Source organism: Mycobacterium sp. GA-0227b (assembly GCF_001499855.1).
Lineage (GTDB): Bacteria > Actinomycetota > Actinomycetes > Mycobacteriales > Mycobacteriaceae > Mycobacterium.
Window position 1 is genome coordinate 325276 of record NZ_LQIK01000023.1, and the last position, 26216, is coordinate 351491.

22 protein-coding genes and 1 pseudogene are annotated in these 26216 nt (G+C 65.4%); 1 reads left to right on the forward strand and 22 read right to left on the reverse strand.

The genetic code is table 11. The features are described 5' to 3' along the window. Window positions 1-17: 17 nt before the first annotated feature. The 8 genes and pseudogenes from AU185_RS15115 to AU185_RS15150 form a co-directional block, all read right to left on the reverse strand. Window positions 18-1286: a cytochrome P450 gene (locus tag AU185_RS15115; RefSeq protein ID WP_059099662.1), complete on the reverse strand. Its 1269-nt coding sequence runs from the start codon at window positions 1284-1286 to the stop codon at window positions 18-20. A 95-nt stretch (window positions 1287-1381) separates the two neighbouring features. Then, window positions 1382-2590 (reverse strand): annotated as a pseudogene (locus tag AU185_RS15120) (cytochrome P450); the annotation flags it as partial. A 41-nt stretch (window positions 2591-2631) separates the two neighbouring features. Then, on the reverse strand, window positions 2632-4080 hold the full coding sequence (locus tag AU185_RS15125) for an aldehyde dehydrogenase family protein (RefSeq protein ID WP_059100107.1): 1449 nt from the start codon (window positions 4078-4080) through the stop codon (window positions 2632-2634). A gap of 28 nt (window positions 4081-4108) precedes the next feature. Beyond that, a complete protein-coding gene (locus tag AU185_RS15130; RefSeq protein ID WP_059100106.1) occupies window positions 4109-4999 on the reverse strand; it encodes an SDR family oxidoreductase in 891 nt (296 codons plus the stop codon). Further along, window positions 4992-6125, reverse strand: a complete 1134-nt coding sequence (locus AU185_RS15135; RefSeq protein WP_059099661.1) for a spirocyclase AveC family protein — start codon at window positions 6123-6125, stop codon at window positions 4992-4994. The genes AU185_RS15130 and AU185_RS15135 overlap by 8 nt, the downstream gene beginning before the upstream one ends. A gap of 6 nt (window positions 6126-6131) precedes the next feature. After that, the gene (locus AU185_RS15140) at window positions 6132-7244 is read right to left on the reverse strand and encodes an ABC transporter substrate-binding protein (protein ID WP_059099660.1); all 1113 of its coding nucleotides are present in this window, start codon (window positions 7242-7244) and stop codon (window positions 6132-6134) included. A gap of 87 nt (window positions 7245-7331) precedes the next feature. Next, the gene (locus tag AU185_RS15145; RefSeq protein ID WP_059099659.1) at window positions 7332-8150 is read right to left on the reverse strand and encodes a CbbQ/NirQ/NorQ/GpvN family protein; all 819 of its coding nucleotides are present in this window, start codon (window positions 8148-8150) and stop codon (window positions 7332-7334) included. Window positions 8151-8221: 71 nt separating this feature from the next. Next, window positions 8222-9901: a nitric oxide reductase activation protein NorD gene (locus AU185_RS15150; RefSeq protein WP_231740318.1), complete on the reverse strand. Its 1680-nt coding sequence runs from the start codon at window positions 9899-9901 to the stop codon at window positions 8222-8224. Window positions 9902-10198: 297 nt separating this feature from the next. Here AU185_RS15150 and AU185_RS15155 point away from each other — a divergent pair, with 297 nt between their 5' ends. Continuing rightward, complete coding sequence (locus AU185_RS15155; protein ID WP_059099657.1) at window positions 10199-11494, forward strand: TetR/AcrR family transcriptional regulator; 1296 nt, start codon at window positions 10199-10201, stop codon at window positions 11492-11494. On the opposite strand, the gene AU185_RS15160 is transcribed toward AU185_RS15155, so the two are convergent. The 14 genes from AU185_RS15160 to rplS all read right to left on the reverse strand — a co-directional run bounded on the left by AU185_RS15160 (window position 11495) and on the right by rplS (window position 25975). After that, on the reverse strand, window positions 11495-12691 hold the full coding sequence (locus tag AU185_RS15160; protein WP_059099656.1) for a cytochrome P450: 1197 nt from the start codon (window positions 12689-12691) through the stop codon (window positions 11495-11497). Window positions 12692-12734: 43 nt separating this feature from the next. Then, a complete protein-coding gene (locus AU185_RS15165) occupies window positions 12735-13808 on the reverse strand; it encodes an NAD(P)H-dependent amine dehydrogenase family protein (protein ID WP_059099655.1) in 1074 nt (357 codons plus the stop codon). A 15-nt stretch (window positions 13809-13823) separates the two neighbouring features. After that, complete coding sequence (locus AU185_RS15170; protein WP_059099654.1) at window positions 13824-14792, reverse strand: LLM class flavin-dependent oxidoreductase; 969 nt, start codon at window positions 14790-14792, stop codon at window positions 13824-13826. A 142-nt stretch (window positions 14793-14934) separates the two neighbouring features. Beyond that, complete coding sequence (locus AU185_RS15175) at window positions 14935-15414, reverse strand: Rv2253/PknI dimerization domain-containing protein (protein WP_059099653.1); 480 nt, start codon at window positions 15412-15414, stop codon at window positions 14935-14937. Beyond that, window positions 15411-17123, reverse strand: a complete 1713-nt coding sequence (locus AU185_RS15180) for an MCE family protein (RefSeq protein ID WP_059100105.1) — start codon at window positions 17121-17123, stop codon at window positions 15411-15413. Before AU185_RS15180 ends, AU185_RS15175 begins: the two co-directional genes overlap by 4 nt. After that, on the reverse strand, window positions 17123-18283 hold the full coding sequence (locus AU185_RS15185) for an MCE family protein (RefSeq protein WP_059099652.1): 1161 nt from the start codon (window positions 18281-18283) through the stop codon (window positions 17123-17125). Before AU185_RS15185 ends, AU185_RS15180 begins: the two co-directional genes overlap by 1 nt. Further along, on the reverse strand, window positions 18280-19713 hold the full coding sequence (locus AU185_RS15190) for an MCE family protein (RefSeq protein WP_059100104.1): 1434 nt from the start codon (window positions 19711-19713) through the stop codon (window positions 18280-18282). Before AU185_RS15190 ends, AU185_RS15185 begins: the two co-directional genes overlap by 4 nt. Further along, on the reverse strand, window positions 19710-20810 hold the full coding sequence (locus AU185_RS15195) for an MCE family protein (protein WP_059099651.1): 1101 nt from the start codon (window positions 20808-20810) through the stop codon (window positions 19710-19712). The genes AU185_RS15190 and AU185_RS15195 overlap by 4 nt, the downstream gene beginning before the upstream one ends. Beyond that, window positions 20810-21835 (reverse strand): MCE family protein, encoded by a 1026-nt coding sequence (locus AU185_RS15200; protein ID WP_059099650.1) that lies wholly within the window; start codon window positions 21833-21835, stop codon window positions 20810-20812. The genes AU185_RS15195 and AU185_RS15200 overlap by 1 nt, the downstream gene beginning before the upstream one ends. Further along, a complete protein-coding gene (locus AU185_RS15205; RefSeq protein WP_502687988.1) occupies window positions 21832-23025 on the reverse strand; it encodes an MCE family protein in 1194 nt (397 codons plus the stop codon). The genes AU185_RS15200 and AU185_RS15205 overlap by 4 nt, the downstream gene beginning before the upstream one ends. 582 nt (window positions 23026-23607) lie before the next feature. Beyond that, the gene (locus AU185_RS15210) at window positions 23608-23913 is read right to left on the reverse strand and encodes a DUF2469 domain-containing protein (RefSeq protein ID WP_059099649.1); all 306 of its coding nucleotides are present in this window, start codon (window positions 23911-23913) and stop codon (window positions 23608-23610) included. A 54-nt stretch (window positions 23914-23967) separates the two neighbouring features. Beyond that, window positions 23968-24690: a ribonuclease HII gene (locus tag AU185_RS15215; protein ID WP_059100102.1), complete on the reverse strand. Its 723-nt coding sequence runs from the start codon at window positions 24688-24690 to the stop codon at window positions 23968-23970. A gap of 38 nt (window positions 24691-24728) precedes the next feature. Beyond that, the gene (gene lepB, locus AU185_RS15220; protein ID WP_059099648.1) at window positions 24729-25598 is read right to left on the reverse strand and encodes a signal peptidase I; all 870 of its coding nucleotides are present in this window, start codon (window positions 25596-25598) and stop codon (window positions 24729-24731) included. Window positions 25599-25633: 35 nt separating this feature from the next. Next, window positions 25634-25975 carry a 50S ribosomal protein L19 gene (gene rplS / locus AU185_RS15225; RefSeq protein WP_059100101.1) on the reverse strand — a complete coding sequence of 114 codons (342 nt, stop codon included), beginning with the start codon at window positions 25973-25975 and terminating at the stop codon, window positions 25634-25636. Between the last annotated feature and the right edge of the window lie 241 nt (window positions 25976-26216).

Genomic DNA, 26216 nt, shown 5'->3' on the forward strand with positions numbered 1-26216 from the left:
GCTCCTTTTCGCCCAATTCAGGCGATCGGTGTGAAGGTGATGTGCAGTTCGCTGAGGCCACGCATGATGAACGTCGGCTCGTAGGTGTACCTGCGGTTTTCCGGGGGGCCGTGGTGCTCGGCGGAGATCGTGATATCGCTCATCCGGTCGAGGATCCTGTTCAACGAGATCCGTCCTTCGGCGCGAGCCAGCGGCGCCCCGGGGCAGCTGTGCACCCCCCGGATGAACGCGATCTGCTCGCGCACATTGGCGCGGTCGGCTCGGAAAGTATTGGGCTCGGGGAACTTCCGTTCATCTCGGTTGCAGGCCCCCGGCAGCAGCATGACCGTCGTCCCCGCAGGCACCTCGACATCGCCGACCTTCGTCGTCGTGCGCGCCATCCGGAAGTGCGATTTCACCGGGCTTTCCATCCGCAGCGTCTCTTCCAGGAAGGCCGGAATCTTGCTGCGGTCGTCACGCAGTTCCGTCTCGAATCCATCGTTGTCGCCGATGAATCGGGCCGCCGAGCTGACCAGCTTTGTCGTTGTCTCGGTGCCTGCAGCGAACAGAAAGGTCGACAGATTCATGACATCCTCGATGTCGGGTGTCGACCCGTCTTCGTGCCTGGCCTGTGCGAGTTCGGTCAGCACGTCCTCGCGCGGTGAGCGTCTGCGGTCTTCGATGTAGGCGTAGAACTTCTCGTTGAGCCACTGCAGCGGATTGTGGGACGTGGGCGCTTCCTTGCCCAACTCACCGACGGTCTCGAGCGCGAACACCGCCTTGAACTCGTCGTGGTCCTCCGGGGGCACACCGAGCAGGTCGGCGATGACCAGCAGGGAGAACGGCTTTGCGTAATCGCCGAGGAACTCACAGCCGCCCTTCTCGATGAACGTGTCCAGTTGCCGATCGGCCAGCCGCCACATGAAGTCCTCGTTCGCCTTGAGGCGCTTCGGGGTGATCAGCTTGTTCAGCAAGCCGCGAGTTCGGGTGTGCAGCGGTGGATCCTGTGACGTGATGTGTTCGGCCATCGGAACGGCGTCGCGATGCTTCTCGATCAGCTCCGTGACGTCGTCGGTCTCGCCAGCCCCGAAGGGCATACCGGAGAACGGCCCGGCGACCGACACGCACGACGAGAACGCCGGGTCTCGGTAGACAGCCAGCGCCTCGTCATAGCCGGTGACCGCCAGCACATTGAACGGGGTGGCCCTGGCCACCGGACATTTCGACCGCAGGTGGTCGAAGTAGGGGTACGGGTCGGGCACAAGGGATTCGTCGGTGAAGAAGTCCACCGTCTCGAAGTCGGTCACGAAGTGCTCCTCACCGGTGTCGAATCGCCGGCACGGCCGGCCGGTGTCGAATCGCCGGCTCGGCCGGCCGGTGTCGAATCGCCGGCTCGGCCGGCCGGGTCGAAAACAACCGGAACGGACGTCGGCGAGCGGAACGCCTGACCGCGGATGTACGGGTCTTCGGCGTCGGGGTCCAATCGCAGATTCGGCAGGCGATCGAACAGCAGATTCAGCGCCACGCGCATCTCGAGCCGGGCCAAATGCATGCCGAGGCAGACGTGAACGCCGTGGCCCCAGCCGATGTTGGCCTTCGCCTCCCGAAAGATGTCGAACCGGTCGGGATCGGGGAAGCGTTCCTCCTGCCGGTTCGCGGCGCCGAGCACCGGCATGACCGACGACCCTTCGGGAATCTGCACGCCGCCCAGTTCGGTGTCGCGGTTTGCCACCCGGGTGATCATGATCAGCGGAGGCTCCCACCGGACGCCTTCTTCGATCGCCTGCGGGATCAGTGAGCGATCGTTGCGGACGGCCTCGAGCTGATCGGGGTTGGACAGCAGAGCGAACAGGAGATTACCCAGTGACCGATAGGTCGTCTCGACACCGGCGGGCAGCAGCAGGCGTAGGAACGAGAAGATCTCCTCGTCGCTGAGTTTCTCGCCGTCGATCTCCGCGGCCGCCAGCCCGCTGATCAGGTCGTCGCGCGGGTCCTCGCGGCGCGCGGCGAGGATCGGGGCGAAGTACTCTGCCAGCGCTTGCGAGGCTTCGCGGCCGCGTTCGGGATTCACGGTGAACGACAGCAGCGAGATCGACCACTTCTGGAACTGCGCGTAGTCCTTCTGGGGAAGGCCGAGCAGGCCGGCGATGATCAGCGTCGGATACGGGAAGGTGAATTCCTTGACCAGGTCCGCGCTGCCCCGGCCCGCGAAGCGGTCGATCAGCGCGTTGCCGATCGCGGTGACCAGCTGGTCTTCCCAGCGGGCCAACGCCTTCTGGGAGAACGCTTTTGCCACCAGTGCTCGGTGCCTGCCGTGTTCGGGTTCGTCCATGCCGAGCATCACAAACTTGCCGAAAACGTCGCCGAACGCCTGAATGATGATGGAGGACGAGAACGTCTCGTTGTCCCGAAGCATCTGCTGGGCCTCTTCATAGCGGTACACCATGACGATGGGCTTGCCCTCTTGCCCCGGGATACCGGGGATCTCGATCTTCTGGATCGGCTCTTCCCGGCGCAGCCTCGCGAGTTCGGTGTACGGGTCGCGGACATCGCCGGACACGAAGTCGTCGAACTCCCCGAAGTCCTCGAGGTCATCGAATAGCTGTTGCACGAAATCCTCCTTCGGGCCTTGGTTCCTCGCGCGAGCGCTCGTCAGCAGGCGGGGTAAGCGACGGACTTGATCTCGGTGTACTGGTCGAATCCAGCGACGCCGTTCTGCCGGCCGACGCCGCTCGCCTTGTATCCGCCGAACGGGGTGTCGGCGCCGTATCCGGCTGTGCCGTTCAAACCGATGAAACCTGCGCGTAGCCGCTTCGCCACGGAAAGCGCCCGGTCCACAGTGCCCGCCATGACGTTGCCGGCCAGACCGTACGGGCTGTCGTTGGCGAGGCGCACCGCATCGTCCTCGTCGTCGTACGGGATCACCGATAGCACGGGCCCGAAAATTTCCTCCTGAGCGATGGTCATCGAATTGTCGACATCGACGAAAAGCGTTGGCTTGACGAAGAATCCCTTCTCCATGCCCTCGGGAGCCTCGGCGCCGCCGACCAGCAGGGTCGCCCCTTCGTCGATCCCGTTCTGGATGTAGCCCCGTATACGGCTGCGTTGTTTGTCGGAGATGACGGGGCCGCACAGGGTCGCCGGATCCTGTGGATCGCCGGCCGCGACACCTTCGTAGATGCCTCTGAGGATCTCGACGCCCTCGTCGTATCGGCTCCGCGGGAGAAGCAAACGGGTCGGGTTGGCACACCCCTGGCCGGCGTGCATACACGGGGCGATGCCCATCATGCAGCCGACCGCGAAATCAGCGTCCTCCAGAACGATGGTCGCGGACTTGCCGCCGAGTTCGAGGAACAGGCGCTTCATCGTCGCGGCGCCCTTTTCCATGATCCGCTGCCCGACCACCGTCGATCCGGTGAACGAGATCAGGTCGACCTTCGGCGACAGCGTGAGTTCCTCACCGACGAAATGATCCGAAGCGGTGACGACGTTGACGACACCCGCTGGGATGTCGGTGTTCTCGGCGATCAGCCGGCCCAGCCGGGTGGCGTTGTACGGCGTGTTCGGTGCCGGCTTGAGAACGACGGTGCACCCTGTTCCCAACGCCTGGCCGATCTTCTGGATGGTCACCTCGAACGGGAAGTTCCACGGCACGATCGCCCCGACGACACCGACGGGCTCGCGCCATACCTTGCGGGTGGTGTTGACTCCGGTGACCGACACGACGGTGTCGCCGAGCGAGGTTTCCCACGGGTACTCGTCGATCAGCTTGGCGGGGTATCTCAGCGCGTCCGAAAGCGGTGCGTCCAGCGCAGGACCGTGGGTGATGGCTCGTGGGCACCCGACCTCGAGAATGAGCTCCTCGCGCAGCTCCTCCCGTTCGGCTTCCAACGCCTCCTGCAATTGCAGCAGGCACCGTTGCCGGAACGCGTGATTGCTGGCCCAGTCCGTCTCGTCGAACGCACGTCGGGCCGCGTCGATCGCGCGGTGCATATCGGCTTTCGACGCGTCGGCCACTTCGCCGAGCACTTCCTCAGTCGCGGGGTTGATGTTGGTGAACGTGCCCGCGCGTCCATCGACGAGCTTGCCGTCGATCATCATCTTCGTTTCGAAACGGACTGCTGGTGTGTCAGCCACCGGTGCTGCCTCCTGGCCGTAGTGCGCCGAACCGCGGGATGCCCATCATCAGCCGGGTCATCTGATGTAACCCGGCCGAAGGGAGTATTCGGTTGGCGATCAGTAGCATTCGTGCGTCAGGCCCGACTGCCGTCTTGACGAACGGTTTCCTGCTGTCGAGCGCCTTGGCCAGGCCCGCGGCGAACTTGTCCGGAGACCGGGCGGCCATCCGCATCGCGGCGCGGCCCCGCTTGTCCATGGTCTGATGGTGACGGGCGTACGGGCCGTCGAGGTCACGACAGTCGGTGGTGCCCGCATCGGTGATGATCTCGGTGTCGTAGGTGCCCGTGACGATGATCGTCACACCGATGCCGAACGGTGCCACCTCTCCCGCCATCGACTCGCCCCACCTCTCGAGGGCGCCCTTGACCGCGGAATACGGTGCAGTCGCGGGCATTCCGCGCACGCCGCCCTGACTGGACACCAGCACGATTCGTCCGGCCCCGGCCGCCCGCATCGACGGCAGCAGCTCCTTGGTCAACAGCACGGGCCCGAAGATGTTGGTCGCGAACATCCGCTGCCACAGGTCGGCCGGCGTCTCCTCGACCATGCCCGCCGCGGAAATCCCCGCGTTGTGCACCAAAGCGTACGGCGCTCCGACGGCTTCCTGGATGTCCGCCGCGGCCGCGGTGATCGATGCCGGCACGGTGAGGTCCACCGGAACACAGACCAGCCGGGGATCGTCCTCACCTGCGCCGGTCGCCTCGCGAAGCGCCTTGATGCCGGTGTCGGCCGATCGCATTGCGGCGACGACACGCCACCCCTGCCGGTAGAGGTGCGTCGCCGACGCAAAGCCAAGACCCCTCGACGCGCCGGTGATGACGACGCTGCGCGGTTCAGCCATCGGGGGCATCCGGTGCGCAGCGGTCACTCTTGGACCCCAACTCGACATCGGGCCTGCCGTCGGGTTGCATACTCATCCACGTCGACCAGATGCCCACCGAGTATGGGCCCGGATGTCCGTTCTCCTCGTAGAAGCCCTGTGGGTCATACACTTTGGCTTCCGGGTACGGCCACGGGCAGGCCACTGAGGTCGCGGTCCTGGTCCATTTGATGATCGCAAAGCCGGTGCCGTAGGCGAAGTACGCAAGGTTGATGATCACGAACATCACCACGAACATGCCCAGCGCCGGCCGACCGACGAAAATCCGCGCGCGCTGCGCCAACTTCTCGGCGACGGTGCGGCCCGTGTCGTCGCGGTAGAGCAGCACGCCGGCCGGGATCATCACGAACGTGACCATCACCGATTCCCAGATGAGCGGGAACTGGTATGTCTCGCCGACGAATATCGAACCGAACGGAATCACCTGGGAGTAGATGTAGAAGCCGGTCCGCACCAAGGTGACCTCGAGCATCATGTCGATCAGGAACCCGATCGGCAGGATCAGCAACGCCATGCTGATCAGCGGATGACGCCAGACGAACGCCGTCGGCGGTCGCTTGGCCTGCAGCCTGCGAAGGATCCAGTTGGCCGGGAAGTACGGCCCGAGATAGAACATGATGTAGCCGATCACCAGGAACGGTTCCACCGTCGGCGAGATCGACACCAGCGGCCAGTCTTCGGGCCAGTGCCACAACTCAGGGTTGTACACCGCGAACGGCGACCAGTTCATGATCGGGTCCTGCCAGACGATCAACGTCGTGACGATGCCCATCAGCAGCACGGGGTGGGCGCCGTAACGGCGCCAAGCCACCACGTACACGACGATGATGATCGACATCGAGATGATCGTGAAGATCTGGAACAGGTCGAGCCAGTTGTCATAGCCGAAAAGGGGCTCGACCGGGCGCGGCGCCCCTTCGACGGCGGGGTTGCGAATCCGGGGTGACACCGCGCCTTGGCGCGCGTTGACCGCGATCAGGACAAGCAGTACGAGGGCGACGGCGATCCACACGGCCGCCTGCCACGAGCCGCGTTTCTCTTCAGCGGCAGGTCTTTCCGGCGCCGGCGTTGCTTCCTGCGTTGCCATCGACGATCACTCCTCACCGAATCGATCGACGAGATGGGAGTTGACGCCGTCGGCGTCGAGTCGACGGGCGACGAGGTAGCCGGCGCCCATCCATGCGCGTCGTGTCCAGTTGCCGAATGACACCCGGGTGCCGGGCGCCCCCGCCGCGGCGGGCATCATCTTCACCCGCTCCAGCGCTTCTTTCACCCCTCGGGGACTCAACGGATGAGCGTCGGCGCAGGCGCGAAGCAACGCCGTCGCGACATCGCAGTTCACCACCGGCACGCAATATTCGGGGCGGCGACCGAACTTCAGTTGGTACTTGTCGAGGAAGCGCTGGCCGACCGGGTTTCCCTCGTCGTACTGGTCGACACCGGTCCAGCCCATGAACGCGTTCCACATGATCGGGTTGATCCACGCGTTCTGGAACGCGGTGCTTGTGAACCGCGGAGGATCCCAACCGAGTTCCTCGAGTGCGGGATTGACGAAGACGATGCCGAAGCCGAATCCGGCGTGCACGATGGCCTGAGCTTTGGCCTCGTGAAGCGTCCGCACCGCCTCGGACACATCCTGCGCGGTCTGCGCGATCGCGGCTTCGGCGACGATGCGAATGCCCTTACCGCGACACGCTTTTCGGAAGTTCTTCACATACGTCTCGCCGACCAGCGACTGTTCCATGAGGACACCGACCTCGACGTGCCCGCCCTTGGCGAGCAGGTCCGCCCAGAAGATCGGTTCGTCGGTCAGCGACCCCTGCGGGAACGAGAAGGTCCACTCGCCGAGCCACGCGTCGCTGCCCGTCACGCTGAGCGCCGGCACCTTGAACCGCTCCTCGATCGCCTCCCGCGTCGGAACACAGTTGTCCGTGATGTGTGGGCCGAAGACCGCGAGACATCCCTCGTCGACGAGCTCGCCGAATGCGTCGATGACCGCCTTGACCGACCCCTTCGGCAGTCCTTCGACTTCCCTGTAGATGATCTGGATCGGCCGGTCGATCACGCCCTCTTCGACGGCTTCTCCGAAGATCAGCTCGAAGGGGTTCGACAGATCCTCCTTCATCTCCTGCGGATACAGGTCCGGGAGTTTGAAGTCCATCAGGTAGCCGAACTTGATCGGCTCTGCGCTGCTCTCGTACGACATGCAACCTCCGTTGGCGTGCAGCTCCGCGGTGCCGAGATGAAACCTAAAATTTGTTCAGACACTATCGAGGCAGCGCCTCAGCGTCAATCACCGAGCTTCGGACTGTTCGCCGAGGTAGACGTCGATCATCTCGACAAGTCCGCGCGCCACAGTTGAATCGTCGGTCAGCGGCCCCGCTATCGCGGCCCGCGCGGCATCATGCGGGCTCAGTCCGGCCGCGATCAGCCGGCCCGCAGCGATCAGCACGCGCGTGGAGGCCACTTCCCGCAATCCCCCGGTTTCCAACCGTCGGATCGCCTGACCGAGTCGTACCAGTTCCGCCGCGCGTTCGTGGTCGATACCGGCCTCGGTGGCGAGGATCTTCTCCTCGACGTCAGGCGCGGGAAAGCCGAACTCGATGGCGACCATCCGCTGGCGCGTCGAGTCCTTGAGGTCTTTGAGCACGCTCTGATATCCGGGGTTGTATGAAACCACCAGGCAGAAGCCCGGAGCGGCGGCCAAGGTGACACCCAACCGCTCGATCGGGAGCTGGCGGCGGTGATCGGCCAGCGGATGCAGCACGACCGTGGTGTCCTGCCGAGCTTCCACCACTTCGTCGAGGTAACAGATCGCACCTTCGCGAACCGCATGCGTCAGCGGGCCGTCCACCCATTCGGTCTCACCGCCACGCAACAGGAAGCGGCCTACGAGGTCCGCGGTGGTCAGGTCGTCATGGCACGCGACGGTGACGAGGGGCCGATCCAGATCGTGGGCCATCGCCTCGACGAACCGGGTCTTACCGCAACCTGTGGGGCCCTTCAATACGACGGACAGCCCCTGGTGGTACGCGGCCTTGAAGACCTGTTCCTCGTTCGCGACGGGCACGTAGTACGGCCTGGCGGGACTCGGCGGGGGATTCACCGGCATCGTTTCCTCCTCGCGACGCTTCGCAGGCAATGTAGCGCGGAACAGAAGTTTGGTTCAAGGCGGGCGAGCGGTCATGCGGCCCGCCGGCGGATATCGGCGGTGCGCAACGCCGCGCGGAACAATGGTCCGATCACCTCCGCGAGTTGTCTCGGTTTGGGAATCGACGCATGTGCGGCGCTGCCGAAGACCTTGCGAAGCTCGCCTGTGTCGGTGGCCGCGCCGATGGTCAGGCACAGACAACCGATGCCCTGCCGCCGCGCTTCGGCAAGCGCGCGACGTGCGTCGGCGGCGCCGTACACCCGTTCGTATCCGTGGTCGTAGGCCAGTCCATCGGACAGCACGACGAGCAGGCGGCGTTTGGTGCCCGCCTTGTCGGCGATCACCGAGGTGCCGTGGCGGATCGCCGCGCCCAGCCTGGAATACGCGCCCGGCTCTAAGCCCTGCAGTCGCTGCATCACCCGTGCGTTCATCGGGTCGTCAAATCCCTTGACCGGCATCAGATTCACCGAAGCACGGCCCTGCGACCGGAATGCGTAGAGCGCGACGCGGTCGCCGAGTTCGTGCAGCGCGATGGTCAGCGCGGCCGCGGCTGCCCGCTGTTGCTCGTGAATGTTCTCGCCGAACGTACCGGCTTCGCCTGCAGAACCAGACACGTCGAGCAGGACGAGTACGGCGAGATCACGACGGCGACGCAGGCTGTCGACGTAGACGGCCTCGTCAGGGGCTGAGCCGGCCAGCAATTCGACCCTGGCCTCGACCGCCGCGTCGACGTCGATGTCGTCGCCCTGCGCCTGGCGGTGGCATCTGTCGAGCCCGATTCCCAACCGGGTCAACGGCCGCCGCAGTGCGTGCACGTCGGGGCGCGGTAGAGCTCTGAGGCCGTCGGCGAGTGGTTCGATCTCGTGCACGGTGCACCAGTCACGCCGATATCGCTTACGGCGTACGTCCCATTCGGGATAGCTGTGCCCGCCAGTCCCGTTGTCTCCGGCGTCCACGGAATCCGACAACGCGGCCGCCACCGAGCTCACCGCGCCCGAGCCACGTATGCCCTTCGCCGACCGGTGGGTCGGCGTGTCCGCACCCGGTGGGCCGCCGCCACTGAGCTGGCGGACACGGCTCATCATGCGCTGCAACAACTTCCCCGCTACTCCGCCTCCGCCGACCGGACTGGAGAACGGATCCATCACGTCCTGACCGTCTTCGGCGGCCTCGTCGAGTTCGGCCAGCTCCTTGCGCGCCTCTTTGCGGGGCACGTGCGCGGTGTGCGCCTCGGCATGAGACGCCGGCGTGGCCAACAGCCTGCGTGCCTTGATGGCACCAAAACTTATGGGCGGATCGGCGATTCCGGTGTCCTCTGCCGCAAGGGCCAGCGACGCCTCCGGAGAGTCGGAGCGTGTCGCGGTCTCGAAGTCGATCAGCCGGCGCACGGACCGCGGCAGCAGCTCGTCGTTGGCCGACAGGGCGCGCTGGCCCTCGAACGCGAGATACCGCCGGGCCAGGGCTGTGCGTCGAACAAGCTTGCGCACCAGAGGCGGATCGAGGCTGCCGCCCGCCAGAAGGCAGGCCTGAACTGCCACCGATTCGAGTTGTTCGGAAGGGCTCGCCGCACCGTCGAGGAAGATCGTGACGCCGTCGGTCCAAGCGCGTTCGCCGCGTTCGCCATCGGCGACCGCGACGGTGCGGCCGGCCAGTGCGGACGCCAGCAGCGCGAGCCGATGCGGGCCGCCGCCGTCGGCCGTTGCCTGCTCCACACCATACCTTTCGTTGACCAAATATCTGTTCCACCGTAGAGTTCGGTATCGCCGCCAGTCAATGACCGGTCTACGACGAGGTCTTCGCAGCCACGCGCCGGCCCCTAGCATGACCTAACTTTTGTTCTGGCGGACCTTGGTGAATGGCGATGGCCCGGTCGAAAACCCACTGCAACCGATCTACCGGGGCTTTTACCATGCACACGGCTGGGCGTCGGCCGAACTTCTGGTAGCGTCTACCAAACATCTGGTCGGGGCGACCAAACAGATGACGGGAGACGGTTCCTTGGAGGTGCTGTGGGGCGTCCACGCGTGACGCCGAAGGCCGACCTCGCCGTTCACGCCGGCCACTCGTACGACGACGGAACCCGCCGTACCGAGATCCTGCACACCGCGGCGTCTCTGATCGCCACCTCCGGCCTGCGGACATCGCTTCAGGAGATCGCCGATGCCGCAGGCATCCTGCCGGGCAGTCTCTACCACCATTTCGAGTCCAAGGAAGCGATCCTCGTCGAATTGCTCAGGCGCTACCACGCCGACTTGGACCGCATCGCGGAACAGGCGCAGCGCCGACTGGACGATCCGACGTCGCTGTCCGCGTTCGACCGCCTCGTCGACCTCGGTGCGGCGATTGCGCAGTGCGCGGTGACCCACCGTGCGGCGCTGCAGATGACGTTCTACGAGGGACCGTCGTCCAATCCCGAACTGACCGCACTGGCGCAGCAGCGCCCGACCGCGATTCTGCAGGCGATGCTGCAGACGCTGCGCGCTGCGAGATGGAGCGGGTATGTCCGGGCCGACGTGGACCTGCCGGTGCTCGCCGACCGCATAGTCCAGACGATGCTGCAGGTCGGCCTCGACGTCATACGGCACAAGGCAAGTGCGGACAGGGCGGCCACTCTGCTGTGTCGGATCCTGCTGGAGGGTCTGGCCACGACACCCATTACCGACGCGGCGTTGGATGCCTCCCCCGCCTTCGTCGCGGCCGATGAGGTCGTGCGGTCCTGGGAAGAACTCGACGACCCCGATGACAAGGGTGCACACATCCGCGCCGTGGCCAGGGCGGAGTTCGGACGCAGGGGCTATGAGGTCACCACGATCAGAGACATCGCCTCGGCGGCGGGGCTGGGCACCGGCACGGTCTACCGGCTGATCGGGTCGAAAGACCAGTTGTTGGTCTCGATCATGCGGTCGTTCGGTGAACGGGTCGCCCAGGGCTGGACGAGCGTGCTCGGCTCGAGTTCCTCCCCCGTCGAGAAGATCGATGCGCTGTCGTGGATCAACACCAACGTGCTGGACCGCTTCGGGGACGAGTTCCGCATCCAGTTGGCGTGGATGCGTCAGTCACCACCGGATACGCCCAATCCCGGCTGGCTCTTCACGAAACGCATCAAGCAGATGAAAGCGCTTCTCGCCGAAGGGATCCACTCGGGCGAGATCAAAATCGACAGCCCGTCGAACGAGATGCTCGCCCGCGCGGTGATCGGCGTCGGGTGGATTCCGGAGAACATCCTGCATGACCTCGGGACGCGCGCATCCCAGGTTCACATCCGCGACACGCTGTTGCGGGGAGTGACCAACCGCGACAACTGATCAGCCGACGATCATCGGGAGCTTGCCCCAGCCCCGCACACTCGAGGTGTGCGCCATCGCGGCATTCTCGTAGTCGACCTCCCACTCGGGCCACCGGCTGAGCAGTTCTTCCAGTGCGACCCTGGCCTGCATGCGGGCCAGTGAGGAGCCCAGGCAGAAATGCAAACCCTGTCCGAACGACAGATGTGGCCCGGTGCGGTGAATGTCGAAGCTCTCACCATCGCGGTAGTGCCGCTCGTCCCGGTTGGCCGATCCGTTGAGCAGCAACATGATCGAGCCTTCGGCAATCGGCTGCCCGCGGCATACGGTGTCGCGGGCGACATAGCGTGCCTGCACCGGCGAGGGCGCCTGGTATCGCAGCACCTCTTCGATGGCCCCGGGAATCAGGGAACGGTCGTCGACGAGTTCGCGTCGCTGTTCGGGATGCTCGGCGAGTACTTGGGCGATGAATCCGATCAGCCGGGTCGTCGTTTCGTTGCCGGCACCGGCGATCATGCTGGTATAGGTCAGGACTTCGATGCGGGTCAACGGTCGCAGCTGTCCGTCCTCCTCGATCTGCGCATTGAGCAACTGGGTCATCAGATCGTCGGATGGATGCTCGGCACGCCACTCGATGTAGTCGGCGAAAAGCTGGTACGAATTCTCGAAGGTCGCCGCCGACACCGACCGGAAGCTGCCTTCCTTCAGCCCGATCGACGCATCTGTGTTGTCCCGGATCTGCTGCTGCCCTTCCTCGGGTATGCCCAGGAGATAACCGATAGTCCGCATCGGGATCAACGCGCCGAAATCCGAGATCACATCGAACCGTGAGGCGCCGGCCAGTGCATCAAGCGCCCGGACACAGAACTGACGGGTCAGCGGCTCGATGGCCTCCATCCGCCGGGGCGTGAAAACCTTGGACAGCACCCGCCGATGGAGATCGTGAAGCGGCGGGTCTTCGAAGAGGATGACGCCGGGCGGCACTTCGACGCCGCTCATGATGACGTCCATCGTGGTGCCCCTGCCGGACCGGTAGGTGTCCCAGTTGTGAAGCTCGCGCGCGACGTCCTCGTAGCGACTCAACGCATAAAAGTTGTATTTCTCGTTGTGGTAGAGCGGCGCTTCGTCCCGCATCCGTTTCCAGATCGGGTACGGATTGTCGTCAATCGCGAAATCGAACGGGTCGTAATACAGGTCGACGGTGTGTGCGCCGGTCATCGGGTCATCCCTCGGGTCGGCATGTCCAGATCTCCTTTGTGAATCAATCGAATGCGTGGCGCGGCAGGGTGTTCGGTAGGTCCAATGAGCTCAGCAGGCCCGAGGGAGCCGCAACGACATAGGGAATGGCATTGACCACCCGCATCGCGGTGGCGGTCATCGCCGCGTGGCCCGCGGCGTGCCCCTGCCCCGCCCCGACATTCATCGCGCAGTGAATGTCGGGATCGCCCTCGATGTCGACGCGGTATGTCGCGTCGAACTCCGAAGCGAGCCACTCCGGCGCGACGTCGCGTGCCATCCGGATGATGTGCTCGACAACGATGGCCTCCCGGCCGTTGACCACTCCGGCCGCCCGGGTGCTGACTGCGCCGCAGGTGCCCGCCTTGATCGTGCCGAAGGCCACCTCGATGTCACGATGGGTGCGGCGGCGGTCCAGTGTTCCCCGGACCTCATCGACCTCGACATCCAGTCCCGCGGCCATCAGGCAGATCGGCGCTCGCCATGCCATTTCGATGAAACCCGGTGTCTTCAACAGCGGTTCGAAGTCGAGCGGGCGACCGAAGCCCATGCCGTTCATCATCACGTCGGCCACCGGATAGTGATCGTTGAGCGCGACCTCGGTGACCTTGAGGCAGCGGATCTTTTTCGACTGAGTCGCAAGCGACAGCGCGAGCTCGTCGGAGCCGAACCCAGGGAAGATGCCCGACGCATAGAACGACGCATCACCCGTCCTGGCCGCATCTTCCATCTGGGCACGCCACTCGGGCGAGTAGTACGCCGGCGGGTACACCAGGCTGGTCGACGACGTCGACACGACGTTGATCCCCGCTTCGAGCAAGTTCAGATAATCGGGCACGGCTCCCGCGTCGCGTTCGGGGCCGCTGGCGGCGTACACCACACAGTCGGGCCGCAGCGCGATGAGCGCCGCCCGGTCGTTGGTGGCTGTCACTCCGATCGGGTCGATACCGGCGAGCACGCCCGCGTCTTTGCCGACTTTCGTCTCCGAATGCACCCACACCCCAACGAGTTCCAGGTCGGGTCTGCCGCGGATCGCGTCGATGGCGATCGAGCCGACGCCGCCCGTCGACCAGACCACGGTTCGCAGCGGAGATGTCACAGATCCTCCTCTCGGTCACGCACGCTCGGACGCCATCACAGCGCGTTCCAGGTACGGCCACGCGACATCGGGTGGGACACCGCCGCAGAGCGGCAGAAGCGGCAGTGGCTTGCCGCCCCGGACGTACGCGGCGGCCTCGTCGATGGTGAAGATCCGGTAGGGGCCCTGTGGATCTCGCAGTGCGGCGACGGTGTCGGCTCGCGAGATGCTGGCCACCGAGTCGTCGCCGTGTCGGTATGACGCCGCCGTCACCGCGTCGTGCAGCAGATGTGGTCCGAGCTCAGCCCAGGCGGCATCCACATCGTCGGCGACGAATACCGTTGTGGGCGCACCAGGTTCCGGAAACTGAATGATGCCCGGCTCGTGCCCGTTGGCGCGGCACTCTGCTTCATAAAGCTCCTTCAGTGCCGACGACGCGGTCTGCGCGATGAAGCCCAGCCCGTGCCTCGCGGCGCGCCGCGCTGCGGCTTTGCTGCCGCCGGCGACGAGCATGATCGGGCCACCGACCGTGACGGGTGCTGGTGTGACGTGTATACGCCTGCCGCCACGGTCGACCGGCTCACCCGCGAGCAGCAGGCGAAGAAGCGCCAGCGACTCATCGGCCACCTTGCCGCGCCCGGCCATCTCGACGCCGAAATGCTCGTATTCCTCGGTGCGGTGTCCGATGCCGAAGGCATACGACACACGGCCCTTGCTGATGATGTCCAGGACGCTGATCTCCTCCGCCAGCCGGACCGGGTCCCAGAACGTGATCGGCACCGCCGCCAGCAGGATCGCAAGCTGCCGAGTGCGGGCGGCGATCGCCGATGCGAGGATGAGCGGCACCGGCAGGTGGCCGTCGTCGGCGCCATGATGCTCGGACAACACCGCGATCAGCGCACCGCGCGTCTCCGTCCACGCGCACATGTCGATGGCCGCTGCGCACAGGTCGCTCACGGCTGCGCCGCTGGCTGGCGCGCGCATGTCGAACCGCAAGGTGAACATCAGCGCTGAATCATGACCGGAGGGCTCACTTCGACCGACTATAACCTAATTTTTGTTCTCTCTTGATGATAATAGTGAATGCTATTCTAAGCTGGCGTACTCAGCTCGGTCGACCTACCGGTGACCATCCCGCGGCACGCGGTCAACTCACGCGGGTCAGCGTGAACGGCATCTCGATGTCGAGCACCTTGTTGAATCCGCAGGCGCCACTGGGACCCTCGGTCTTGTCCCACCCGACGTACTTGTTGGGGTCCTGCGGATAATCCAGCCAGAACACCCACGCCTGTTTGCCCGGGTAGGCCGTACCGTCGATGCACGGCTCCCAGTCCGGGACCGTCCGGCTGACCTTCCACCGGCCGCTCATGTACACCAGATCCGCGCTCCAGCCCTGATCGCTCTCGACCCGACCGGTGCAATCCTGATACGTCGTACACGTCGAGGTGATGGTCCACGTCTGCGTGACGCTTGCCTCGTCGTGACGCGAATCGTTGGTCTTCGCCCACCGGCCGTCGGAGAACGCGGTGAAGACGCCGTTGATCGCGACCTCGTTCTGCGCCTGCGCGGGGGGCGCGAAGTGGACGGCCGCGATGATCGTCGCCGCGATCGTCAACGCCCGGATCACTGTGCGCCTCCCTCGTAGATCAGCTCCTGCCACGACTTCGGGGTCTGCACGAGATCGGTTTGGCGGCCGACGTTTCCGTCCGGTGTCGCATACCGGCCGGTCTGCGGATCGTAGTGCGCGATGGCGACGGACGGACTCTCCGCCGGACCTGTGGTGGCAGAACTCGGTGTCGCGGGCACCGCCCCCGGCGGGGGCGCCGACCCCTCCGCCGGCTGCGGGCCCTGCGCCGCCGGTCCGTGTGGAGTCGCAGGCTGCGGTGCAGTCGCGTTGGCACCTTGCTGGTCCACCTCCCGCGACACCAGGGGCGGGATGGCGTTCGGCGGCAGCGAGGGCATCTGTGCACCGGGCGCCAGCGGCGGAGGCGGGATCGGCGGCAGCGGACCTCGCGGGACGGCGCCGGGCGGAAGTGGCGTGCCCTCGAGCGGCGCGAAGAGGTTTTCGTCGGCCCTGACCCGATCGTCGGGAAGCACGCCCTGTGCGATGAGGTTCGGGTCGATGGGATACGCGCCCAGCGAGTGTTGGCGCATCGCGAGCGGCTCATAGGGTTTGTCGCTGTAGCACAGCTCGACGGTGGGCGCCCGCTTACCGGGAACCCCCATGCACGGCGCGTTGCGCGCACCCCGCACGACGATCGGCGAGTCCTGAGGCAGCTTGCAATACAGACCGTCTGGCGTGTCGATCGTGGTCTGGTCGTCGGGGCTACGCCACTCCGAGGGCGGCAGGAACCCGACGGTACAGGGGTTGGGGTCGGCCATCTGAATACGGAAGTCACCCAGGGGGATACCGGTGGGATTGTTGTGGGGAGCGGACGAATGCACGTTTGCCACGAACGGCGGGAACAGCACAAGCACCTGTTCGAGCGAGGGCCGATAAGTCACCGCCACCTGACCGATGGTGGTCATGTTGGCCAACAGCACCGGCAGGGTCGGCTTGATCTGCTCGAGCAGTCCGGAGACCTCGTTCGCGGCGGCGGGGCCCTCCTCCAGCAGTGTGCGGATCTGCGCGTCGTCGGCCACGACCTGGCCGGTGATACCGGCAAGGCTGGAGGCCCACAGACGAAGCGCGTCGGTCGAGCGGGCCTGCGAGTCCAGCAGGGGCACGGAGTCTTCGGCCAACGTCGCCGAGCGGGACGCGTCCTTGTTGAGGGCTTCCGAGAGTGTGGCCGACGAATCTACCAGGGAACCCATGTCGAAACCGGCCCCGCTGAACGCTTTGTACGATTCGTCGATCAACTCGGATAGTTGGCCCTCGGGGATGCTGGCGATCAATGTGTTCACCTGCTCCAGCATCGGGCTCACCGGCTGCGGAATCGTGGTGTCGGCCATCGGGATCACCGATCCGTCTTCCAGATACGGTGGAGAGTCGGTGCGCGGAAGCAGTTCTACGTACTGCTCACCGACGGCTGACACACTGCGCACTTCGGCCTGCAGATCGGCCGGGATCCTGGGTGACGTGTCGAGCCGCAGCGTCGCGGTGGCCCGGGTGCGGGACACATCCATCTCGGTCACCTTGCCCACCTGCACACCGCGATAGGTGACGTTGGCGAATCGGTAGAGACCGCCGGACGAGGGCAACTCCAGTGTGACGGTGATCTTCCCGATGCCCAGCAGGGTGGGCACCTGCATGTAGGCGAACACCATCGCGACCACGCCGATGATCGACGCGATCGAAAAGATCACGAGCTGGATGCGCACCATCCGCGGGAGCATCAGCCACCACCCGCCGGTTCCCACGGCGCGGGTGCGGCATTGGGAATCGGACCGAAGGGCGGCGAGGTACCAACGCCCAGAGGGAATTTGGTGTAATACTCGTCGTACCCAGGATCACCCGGCGCGGGTATCAACGATGCACGGTCCTGCCCGAGTGCGGTGCCGAGCAGCAGTCCACGCTTGAGCCGCGGATTCGTCCAGTCGACGGTGACGAAGAGGTTCACGTAATCCCCGCGCACCCCGCGGTCGATCAAGTTCTGGGTCAACGGGAACGTCGGCAGCCACGCCAGCGCCGTGTCGATCTCGGCGCCCACGTCGGCTAGTGCGCGCAGCGTCGGCTCCAGGTTCTTCAGATTCGTCACGAGGTCGGCCTGCGTGTCGTTGATCAGGCCGGAGACCGTGTCGCTGAACTGCCCCAACCGATTCAGTGCGGTGGTGAAGTTGGGCCGTTCGCGGATCAGGACGTCGAGCGCGGGCGGGATCTTGTCGAGTGCCCGGGTGAGCACCTCCTGTTCATCACCCAACCGCTGCGAGAACCTGTTCAGTTCGTCGATGGTGGCGATGATGTTGTCGCGCTGTTGGTAGAGGGTCCCGACGAAGGTGTCCAGCCGGGCGATCAGGTCGCGCACGGTTCCCTGGCGTCCCGACAGCGCGGTGTTGAAGTTGGCGATGATGTCGCCGATCTGGCCCAGTCCCCCGCCGTTGACCACCGCCGCCAGGGACGACAGCGTCCGTTCCGTCGACGGGTAGGTCGACGTCTTGTCGAGACCGATGGTGGCGCCCGGACGGAGCCTGCCACTCGGCCTTTCACCCGGCGGCGGGTCCAGCGCCACGTGCATGGAGCCCAGGAGGCTGGTCTGGCCGACCGTGGCGACGGCATTGGCGGGCACCGCGACGTCGGGCTTGACCGAGATCTCGAGGTCGATGTGCCAGCCGTGCAACGTCATCCTGCCCACGCTGCCGACCACGACGTCGTCGATCATCACGGGCGAATTCGATTCCAGCGTCCCGACGTTGGCGAGTTCGACGCGGTAGACGTGGGCGTCCGGCCCTCGGCCCACTGCGCCCGGCAGCGGCAGCGAGTTCACCCCTTGGAACGAGCACCCGGTGAGCGTCAGCAGCAGGGTCAGCCCCGCGGCCACCGTACGACGGCCGATCATGAGGGTCCCCCGCCGTGTGGAACCGAGGGCGCACCCGCCGGCGAGTTCGGCGGCGCCGGAGGTGCCTGCGGGTCGGGCCGCTCCGCGGGCAGCAGCATGTCCTGCAGGGTCGGCGGACCGGGTGATGCGGGTGCAGCGAGTGGTGCGGGCGGGATGCCCGGCGGTGGCGGAGGTGTTCCCCAGCCCGGTGGCGGCGGCACGTCGCCGATCCCGGTGTAGGCCGATACCGCGGGCGGGGCCTCCGGCTGGTCGTCGGGCGGCCCACCCGCGCCGGGCATCAACCCCGGTTCCGAATACCGCAGCATGTACGGCGGTGGGTTCGACGTCAGGAACAGGCTGAACGGGAACGGCACGTTGTTGATGCTCGCCGTGCGCAGGCCGGGCCCGAGGTACTGCGCGCACAGCTTGCCGGTGGTCGGCGAGGTGACGTTTTGCAGTGCTCCGATCATGCCGCAGATTGCCCACACCGGATCCGACAGGTTGTTGAGCACGAACACGCCGCTGGCAGCGCCGGTCCGGGGGTCGAACATGTTGACCGCGTTGGCAATCGAGTGCGGCGCTATGTGCAGGACGTTTTCCAACGCCATGCGGTTGTCGACGAGGTTCTGGGTGACGTTGGCCAAGCGTTGAATCTGTTCGGCGGTCTGGTCGCGCGTGCCCCGGATGAATCGGGTGGTCTCGCCGACGACCTCGGACAGGTTCTTCAACGCTTCGTCGAGATCGGATCGGCTGTCGTCGACGACGCTGGTCAACGTCGCAAACCTGTCCTGGAACTGCACGATCTGCTCGTTGCTGTCCCGCAGCGCGGTGACGAACGCCTGCAGGTGGTTGATGGTGTCGACGATGTTGCCGCTCCCGTCGGCGAGTATGCGACCGACGCCGGACAGCTGCGCGAGCGTTTGGCGCAGTTTGTCGCCGTTGCCGTCGAGCGCGTTGGCCGCGCTGTCGATGAACCGCCCGACCGACCCGGTCGACATACCCTCCGCGGGCCCCAAGTCGGTCGCCAGGCGCATCAGCTGCTCTTTGACTTCGTTCCACTCGACCGGAACGGCCGTGCGCTCCAACGGTATAACGGCACCATCGGACATCACCGAACCCGACTCGTAGGCGGGCGTCAGCTGGACGTACCGCGCCGAGACCAGGTTCTGGGCGACGATCACCGCCTTGGCATCGGCCGGCACCTTGACGCCGTGGTCGACGGCCAGCCTCATCTCCGCCTCTGTGCCGACCGGTTTGATCGACTCGATCGAACCCACCTTGACACCGGCGATCCTCACCTCGTCACCGGGATAGATCGCGGTGGCGGTGGTGAAGTGAGCGGTGATGGTCGTGGGCCGGAACACGGTCTGCCGGATCAGGACCACGACCCCACCGACGAGGGCCACGGCCAACGCGGCCGCCAGCGCGCGCTTCACCCAGATGTTGTTCATCGTCCCGGCCCCCACTGCTCGTGAGGCATCGGAATTCCGTTGTAAGGAAACGGAAGCTCGGCGCGCGGTCCGGCGTTGTCGGGTGGCTGGCCGGCGTTGACCCCGCGCCGGAACCCGAACGCGTAATCGAAGAACGGTTGGAAAATCTGACCGAAGAAGATGTTGGGGACGTAGGCCTGGTAGTACGGGCCGTTACCGATCGTCTCGCCCAACGTGGTCTGGAACTTCGCCAGCCCGGGCAGCGCCTTGGCGATGTTGTCGCGATTCTCTTCCAGGACCTCGGTTACGCCGTTGAGCTTCTCCAACGTGGGTGCGAGCTGCTTCTCATTGTCGGCGATGAGACCGGACAGCTGCTGGGACAGCGCCGAAGTGTGCGCGAGCAGTTCGACGATGGCGTAGCGCCGTGCCGACAACACCGCCACCAGGTCGTTGGCGTTGAGGATCAGTGTGTTCACCTGCTGGCTGCGGTCCGACAGGATCTCGGTGACATCGGCGCCGTTTTCGAGCAAGTCCCCCAGCGTTTCGTCCCGCTCGTTGATCGCCTTGGACAGCCGGGTCAGCCCGTCGATCGCGGGGCCAAGTTGCGGCGCCACCTGCTCCAGGGTCGCCGACAGGGTGTCCAACGACTGGTTCAACGACGCGGTGTCGGTGCCCGCGGTGTTGCTCGTCAGCTCGCTGACGGCCTCGGTAAGCGAGTACGGGGATGCGGTGCGCGACACGGGAATCACATCCATCGGATGCAGCGACCCCTCGCCCTTGGACTCCAGGGTCAGGACCCGCTCGCCCAGCAAGGTGCCGGTGCGGATGTGTGCGGTCGTGGCCGATCCCAACGACACCGACCCGTCGACCTCCATCGTCACCAGTGCGTTGCGCCCTTCAAGCGCCACGCTGGAGACGGTGCCCACCTTGATTCCCGAGATCGTCACGTCGTTGCCCACTGCCAGCCCGCCGGCGTCGGCGAACTGCGCCTGATACCGCACCGCTGTCGCCCATGACACCAGCCGTTCCGGAGCGAGCCCGACGGCGATGACGAGGACGATCAGCACCACGCCGAGGACCCCGGCGCGGATGAGTTGTCTGCCACGGTATTTCAGCATCAGGGCTCGGCACACCTCCCGGTTTCCTGTTTGAGCCATGGGAATACGGCAGTGCGGCCCTGCAGGTCGGTCACCCGCCACTTGAGTTCGCAGATGTAGTAGTTGAAGAAGCTTCCGTACGACCCCGTGCGGATCAGTTTGCGGTAGTTCTCGGGTGCTTTCTGCAGGCTCGTGTCGAGCCGGTCCTTCTGGAAGTCAAGGTTGGTGGCCAGCCGGGCGAGTTCGTCGACTGTGCCGGCCAGCGGTGCGCGCGCATCGCTGAGGAGGTCGGCCACCGATGCCGATCCGTTGTTCAGCGATTCGATCGCCTTGCCGATCGGATCGCGTTCGGCGGCAAGCTCCGTGACGAGTTTCTCCAGGCGGTCGATCGTTCCCGAGAATTTGTCCCCTTCGCGATTCAGGGTCGCAAGCAGGGTGCGCAGATTGTCGATCAGCGCCTGAATCGTCCGGTTGTGCTCGGCGAGGGCCGTGGTGAAGCCGGAGGTGTTGTTCAGCAGCGACTGCAGGGTGCCGCCCTGCCCCTGGAAAATCTGGATCAGCGAGGCCGACAAGGCATTCACATCTTCCGGATTCAGTCCCCGGATGACGGGTTTGAGCCCGCCGAGGAGAAGATCGAGATCGAGCGCGCCCTGGGTCCGCTGCAACGGGATTTCCGAGCCGGGTGACAGCGGCGTTCCGTCCGGTCCCTCGATCAGTTCCAGGTACCGGTCCCCCACCAGGTTCAGGTACCGCACCGCCGCCCGTGTGCCCGTGGTCATGCGCACATTCGGATCGGCGTCGAATCTGACGAGCACCGTCTTGTCCGGACGTAGCTTGACGCTGTTGACCGTGCCCACCCGCATCCCGGCCACCCGCACGGACTGGCCCGCCTTCAGACGGGAAGCGTCGGCGAACACCGCCGAATAGTCCTTCGTGCTCCCGGTTTGGTACTGGCCGAAAATGAAGAACAGCGACGCGGTCAGCATCGTCATCACGACCGCGAATATCCCGAACTTGACCAGGGTCGGCCGCACCGAACGCCTCATCCGGGCATTCCGATCTGTGCTGTATTGCGGGGTGGCCCAGCGGTTTCGGTGTCGGGGAACATGATCTGCTTGATGATGTCGGCGTTGAGAACGATGCCCGGGTAGGTGCGTCGCCAGGGATTGGTTCCGGTGTCGGCCACGACATACGGTGCTGCGGTTTCGAACGGCAGCTTCGGCAGTCCGGTGCACTGCGGACCACCTTCGGCGCCGGCCTTGGGCAGGTCCAAGGGATAGCGGTACCGCTCCTGGGCCCACAGGAACCCGGCCAGCACCTCGACGCCTGGTGGCTTCAGCGGTGGCCAGTGCGACGCCTCGACCATGCCGGCCAACGCACACCACAGCGCCTGGTTGTACTCGTTGGTCAACGCGGTGGTCGGGACCAGCAGCCGCACGACCTCCGTCAGCGACTGCCGGTTCTGACCGATCACCTCGTTGCCGACATCGGCAAGGCCGATCACGCTGACCAGCGCCGCGTCCAGATCGTCTTGTTTGTCGACGATGGAGTCGCTGATGTGTGCCGCGTTGTCGGCGATCGCCACGAAATCCCCTGTGGCGTCGGCGTATGCACGCAGCACGTCCGGAGCGAGTTCGAGATCGCGATTGAGCGCAGGCAGGCTGGGTTCGAGCGTCGCGAGGTAGGAATCCAGATCGGAGAGCATCTGGCCGAACTTCTGCCCGCGACCGGATACGGCCTGTGCGATCGCGCCGAGGGTGGCGTTGAGCTTCGCCGGTTCGATTGTGGACAGCACCGAGGTCAGTTGTTCGAAGATGGTGTTGATCTCGACCATCACGTGCTGGGCCTCGATCACCTGACCGGCCTGCAGCGATTGCGGCGATGGGTTGTCGGGGAAGACGAACTGCACTTGCTTCGCGCCGAAGACCGTCGGCGACGCGATGTCCACCAGCGCATTAGCCGGGATGGCGCTGAGCCGCGAGGGATCCATCGCGAGATGGATTGCGGCCTGACCGCCCGGCAATTCTTCGATCGAAGTGACTCTGCCGACCTGGACACCCCGAACTTCAACCTTCGCATCCGGATTCATCACAAGGCCCGCACGCGCGGAGATGACCGTCACCGGCACGCTGTCAGAGAAGCCGCCCCGAAAGAGGTTCGCCGCCAACACGAACACCGCGACGGCCAAGACGAGGGACACCAGCCCGACGAGTGGACGCAGCAGCTGCCGACTCACCGAACGACCCCGGTTTCGCGCCCGAGGCGCTCGGAACCGCACCACGCCGCTCGGTATGACAATCCCGTTTTCCCCCCAGCATGCAATCGAGGACGGTGCAGGACTTTACGCCGGAACATATCTTTGGGTCAATCGCTCCCGAGTGGAGGTGGTCAACGCCTGGACTGCCCTGCCTCCTTCCGTCGGCCGCGAACCGCGAAGAATGTTTGCTGTGCAAGCATGCCACACACTTCGACACTGCTCAAGGGCGAGTAATGGAACATCGTCGTGTTTTCTGTCTCACGCGTGCAACGCTACCGCTCGACGCGTCAACGCCCGGGGATATCAGGGCATAGCGGAACAAGAATTAGGCTCCGTTGCAACTCGGCCGCCGACAACGGTTGGTTGCGAGCCTCGAGCCGCCGACCCAGCGCCCCAATGATCATGCCGTGAGCACACCCGGCGGCACGGGTAAATGGCAATTTTTATGACAATAGAGACGGCCAGTATCAAAAGCCGCTAGCCGCCGCGGCTTAGCCGACAGCGCGACAAGTGTTGTCGCGCACGTCAAAAGCGCGTTCTGAGGAGACTGTCGAAGCGCCGCTACTCGGGCAGGCGCAGCTCGGGTTTCTCGACCTCTTCGATATTGACGTCTTTGAAAGTGATCACACGCACCTGCTTGACGAAGCGCGCGGGTCGATACATGTCCCACACCCAGGCATCGGCCAGCCGCAGCTCGAAGTACACCTCGCCCTCGGAGTTACGCGGCACCACCTCGACGCTGTTGGCGAGATAAAACCGCCGCTCGGTCTCCACCACATAGCTGAACTGACCGACGATGTCCTTGTATTCGCGGTAGAGCGAGAGCTCCATCTCGGTTTCATACTTCTCGAGATCTTCGGCACTCATCAGCTCAGCTGTCCTTCATGTCGGTCACGGCGCTCTCACTGGCCCTATTGTCCCCTACCCCACTTCACCACGCTGATCCGGTGCGCAGTCATCGACCAGCTCGGTGACGACCCTGATACCGCCGGCCGTTGCCACCCGGCGCACGTTGATGAACGAGTACCGATGCTGCGCGCACGGCCCCAGCTCCGCGAGTGCCGCGCCGTGGGCCGGGGTGCTGTAGCCCTTGTGATCGGCGAAGCCGTAGCCCGGATGCTCGGCCTCCATCTTGACCATCAACCGGTCGCGGCTCACCTTGGCCAGCACACTGGCCGCCGCTATACAGGCCGCGGCCGCGTCGCCACCGACCACGGGCAGCGAGGGTGCCGGCAGGCCGGGCACGCGGAACCCGTCGGAGAGCACGTAACCGGGCCGCACCGACAGACCCGCGACCGCCCGGCGCATGCCCTCGATGTTGGCCACGCGCACGCCGCGCCGGTCCACCTCCGCGGCGGGGATGAACACCACGTGATAGGCCAGCGCGTATCGGCGGATCAGCGGGAACAGCCGCTCGCGTTCCTTCTCGTTGAGTCTCTTCGAGTCATCGAGGGCGGCCAGGCTCTCGAGCCGGTTAGGACCGAGCACGCAGGCCGCCACCACGAGCGGTCCAGCGCACGCTCCGCGACCCACCTCGTCGACGCCGGCGACCGGCCCCAGGCCGCTGCGATACAGCGCCGATTCCAGGGTGCGCAAACCCGAGGATTTGCGGATCACCGTGCGCGGTGGCCATGTCGCCGGCAAGAACACCCTCTCCTATGCGTCCTACTGCGTCTTGGCGGTCACGTCTGCGGGTTCACGCTGCCCACGCCGCCCCACCGGGACGGGGGCCAGGCGATGAATCGTGCTTTCCCGATCACATTGTCCACCGGGACGGTGCCTGCCATCGGGTCGCCCGTGCACAGCACTCCCTTCTGGACGTCGGCCGGAATGTTGGAGCAGTGCGCGCGCGAATCGGCCGAGTGGGTGCGGTTGTCGCCCATCACCCACAACCGGTCCTCGGGCACCGTCACGGGCCCGAACTCACTGCCCAGACACGGGTAGACCGCAGGGTCGGCCCGCATCGTCTCGGGGTCCAGGTACGGCTCGTCGAGCCTCTCGCCGTCGACGGTCAGCCCGGTCGCGGCGCGGCATGCGACGGTCTGTCCGCCCACCGCGATGACCCGCTTGACGAGATCGTTCTCGTCCGGCGGAACGAAGCCGATGAACGACAACGCGTTCTGCACCCATCGCACAGCGGTGTTGTCCGAGCGGATCGACTGGTAGTTGATGTTCCAGTTCGGCGGACCCTTGAACACGATCACGTCGCCGGGTTCGGGGGACGAGAACCGGTAGGTCAGCTTGTCCACCATGATCCGGTCACCGGTACAACCCGCGCACCCGTGCAGGGTGGGTTCCATCGACTCGGACGGAATCAGGTAGGGCCGCGCGACGAACGTCAGCATGACGTAGTACAGGACCAGCGCGATCGTGATGAGGATCGCGAATTCGCGCAGCGCGCCGCCCTTCTTCTTCTCAGGCTTGTCCGTGTCGGGCGCTGAAGCGGTGTCCTCGGGCGGGCGCTCGGCTGACGACTCGTCGGACTTCGGGGAACCGGTCACCGCATCAGGGTAGCCAGCGCGGTGCTCGGCACCGCGCGGCTCGCGCGGCATGGATCAGCCCCCGATGCCGACGGCCGACTCGCAAGTCAGCGCTTTTCCTTGATCTTCGCCTTCTTGCCGCGCAGCTCGCGCAGGTAGTAGAGCTTGGCGCGACGGACGTCGCCGCGGGTCACGACATCGATGTGATCGATGTTGGGTGAATGCACCGGGAAGGTTCGCTCCACGCCGACGCCGTAGCTCTCCTTGCGCACCGTGAACGTCTCCCGCACACCGCCGCCCTGGCGACGCAGAACAACGCCCTTGAAGACCTGGATGCGCTCCTTGGAGCCCTCGATGACCTTGACGTGCACGTTGACGGTGTCGCCGGGGCCGAATTCCGGGATGTCGTCGCGCAGCGATGTCTGATCGACGAAGTCCAGCGTGTTCATCGGTGACACTTCCTTGCGGTTGGCGGCTGCGGGCGCTGCCGTCACGATGGACGTCGTGACATAAGACTGCCGAGCCGATCTGATCGGGCGTATCGGGGTGTATCTCGCAGCGGGCGGAACTAGGCCGTTCCCGGGTCCTGCACAGACAACTGCTCAATTGTGCCAGATGGGGTCGAATCCGGAGAAATCGAGCGGCATCGGCGTTCCGAAGCGAGCGCATTTGCGTGCGCGGGCGGCGCGG